General features: G+C 34.4%; 3 protein-coding genes. 2 read left to right on the top strand and 1 reads right to left on the bottom strand.

The annotated features are described in order from the left end of the window. On the top strand, positions 1-1,638 hold a 1,638-nt coding region (locus Z054_RS29535), incomplete at its 5' end, for an RHS repeat-associated core domain-containing protein (RefSeq protein WP_035093801.1). Between the two features lie 4 nt (positions 1,639-1,642). Next, a complete protein-coding gene (locus Z054_RS0127170) occupies positions 1,643-2,035 on the top strand; it encodes a DUF2750 domain-containing protein (protein ID WP_161635361.1) in 393 nt (130 codons plus the stop codon). Positions 2,036-2,110: 75 nt separating this feature from the next. Here the strand turns inward: Z054_RS0127170 and Z054_RS0127165 are convergent, their stop codons facing one another. Then, a complete protein-coding gene (locus Z054_RS0127165; protein WP_024773115.1) occupies positions 2,111-2,476 on the bottom strand; it encodes a helix-turn-helix domain-containing protein in 366 nt (121 codons plus the stop codon). Positions 2,477-2,762 lie beyond the last annotated feature (286 nt).

The following is a 2,762-nucleotide window of genomic DNA, read 5'->3' as shown; positions in this document are numbered from 1 at the left end:
TATGATGCTCTCGACCGACTAACAAGTGCTACCAACAGTGAGAACCGTTACAGTGTAAGTAGTATAAGCTATGATAAACAAGGTGGGATTATGTCGCTTACCCGTCAGGGATGGCAGAATACTTCTAACTTTGATAATATGGATGTACTCTCTTATGAGTACGACTATAATAATCTTGGCAATAAACCTACAAAAGTTACGGACTCTGGAAATAAAGCCTATGGTTTTAAGGATGGGAGTAATACCAATGATGACTTCGAATACGATGCCAATGGAAATTTAACTGTAGATCGTAATAAAGGAATCACAAATATTACGTATAATCATCTTGATTTACCTACTGAAATTATCTTTGATAACTCGGATACTAAGAAATATGGGTTTGTGTATGATGCAGAGGGAATGAAGCTGAAAAAAACGGTTACCGATGGTAATGCAGTAACAGTTACAGAATATGCAGATGGTATTGAGTACAAGAATGGTAACTTACAGTTTATCCCAATGCCAGAAGGATATATAGAGCCTCAAGATAATGGATGGAAATATATTTATCAGATGCGCGATTATATGGGCAATGTTAGGTTGTCTTATACCGATAGCGATAATGATGGTAAGATTGATGTAGTTCGAGGTGGTACAGATGTTGACGGTGATGGGGATAACCACCATGAAATTGTACAGTTGCAGGATTATTATCCTTTTGGAGCAGAATTTGAATATGGGCCAAGTCACCCTAACTCATTAATTACTGGAACATCAGAGCATGATTATAAGTATAATGGCAAAGAGCTTAATGAGGATTTAGGATTAGATTGGTATGATTATGGAGCAAGGTTTTATGACCCTTGGAGACCACAATGGACAACCATTGACCCATTGGCAGAAGATATGCAGTCTTGGAACCCTTATAATTATACATTTGGTAACCCTATTTATTTTACAGACCCAACGGGAATGGCTCCATCGGATGAATGGAACAGGTTGGCAGATGGAACTGAAGTATGGGTTAGTGATAAAGGTGGAGATGAAACGGATTATGTAAACAATGTTGATGAAGATGGTAATGTTGTGTCAACTGAAGAAATTGCTGTTGAAACTACTGAACAAGAATGTTCTACTTGTGAAGTAGATATTAATTTTAGATCTCCGGGATCAAGATCCACTTTTAAAGCAGGTGGTGACCCAAGAATCCAAGAAGCAGATTTAGGAGATGCTATAAGTGAAGTTGTAGAGACTGTTGGAGAAGAATTAGGTGTAAACTCAGTTGTAATGGCTGCTGTAATGTTGGTAGTTAATCCTAAAAAAGCTGCTAAACAGTTAAAAAGGAGAGGAAGATCAGGTAAACAAGCAAGGTTGAAAGAATGGATGAATGATGATAAAGCAAGTAGTGCTGATAGAGGTTGGCTAAAAAATGACCAAAGACATATAAAAACAGGAAATAAGAAAGCATTAAGAATACCTAGAAATGGTCGTAAGTCACCAGGAAGAAAAAAGAAAGATAAAGGTTATGAGTTGGCTCATAAGAATAATGCGCCAGCAAGCCACGGACATGGTTATAAAGGTTCTTTAGTTAAAAATCATGCAGAACATAAAGTTGAAACTAAAATTCATAGACATAGATACAAGAAAAAAAATTAGAGTTATGCATCCAAAACAAATAGAAAATTTATTAAAATTAAGTAATAAAGAAAGGGTTGAATACTTTGTTCGTTATTGCGCAGATTGGGAAGAAGTCTGGGGTCTTGCTATTGATGATAATGATTGGATTATTTTTAAAGATGCAGATGGAGATGAAATTTTTCCATTATGGCCTCATAAAGATTTAGCAGATTTTTGTGCTTTTGATGAGCATAAAGAAATGGGAGCTAAACCATGTTCAATATCTGTTTATTCTTTTATTGAAGATTATATTGACGATCCTGATTTAAGAGATGTTTATTTTGGAATCTTTTATAATAAAGATAGAGAAGCTTTAGTTTTAAAAGGAGAAACTTTGAAAGAGGAACTAGAAGCAGAATTAGAAGAATATGAATAAAAACAGAATCAGATATATCAAATTAAATATCTGAAATAATAATGTTAAAGCTACCTCATATTGGGGTAGCTTTTATCATAGTGAAGCTACATTTTTATCAAAGAAATCTTTAAACTTAGCTTTGGTAAGCATACTATCAATAATACGAAAAATAGCTTTTTTATCTTCTTCCTCTAGTTTTTGTATAAGTTTAAGACGTTCTGATATCGATTTATCTTCTATAGTTATTTCATTAGGTAGAGCACCTTCCATATGTACAAGTTCATCAAGGGTCACGCCATAGAAAGCAGCAAGCTTGTCAGCAACCTCGATAGACACATCACGTTCGCCCTTCTCCATTTTAGAATAGTTAGAAGGATGCACACCCACGTTATTAGCCACTTCCTTTTGTAGTAATCCTTTTTGCTCTCGGTATGCCTTTAAGTTCTCTGCTAGGCTCATAAATAATCAATATTAGAACATTACGAATGTAGTCAAATCGTATATTATAAGCAATAATATAATCAAATTGTATATTTATAGTTGTCAATATGGAATCTAATGCATATGTTTGTAATAGTCAAATCGTACAAAAATAGTTTTTAAACAATGCTCGACACAACAAACCCTCACGACTATACCTATATCACCAAAGAGCTAGAAATACACGTTCTAGGTGGTATTAAGTTCAACAATTTAGATCGTATGCGGGTTACCTTAAGTATCAAGAAGGTAAAAAAACACAATG

The sequence above is a fragment of the Aquimarina macrocephali JAMB N27 genome, from assembly GCF_000520995.1.
Lineage (GTDB): Bacteria > Bacteroidota > Bacteroidia > Flavobacteriales > Flavobacteriaceae > Aquimarina > Aquimarina macrocephali.
Note: the sequence above shows the minus strand (reverse complement) of the source record. Positions and strands in the feature narration are given on the sequence as shown.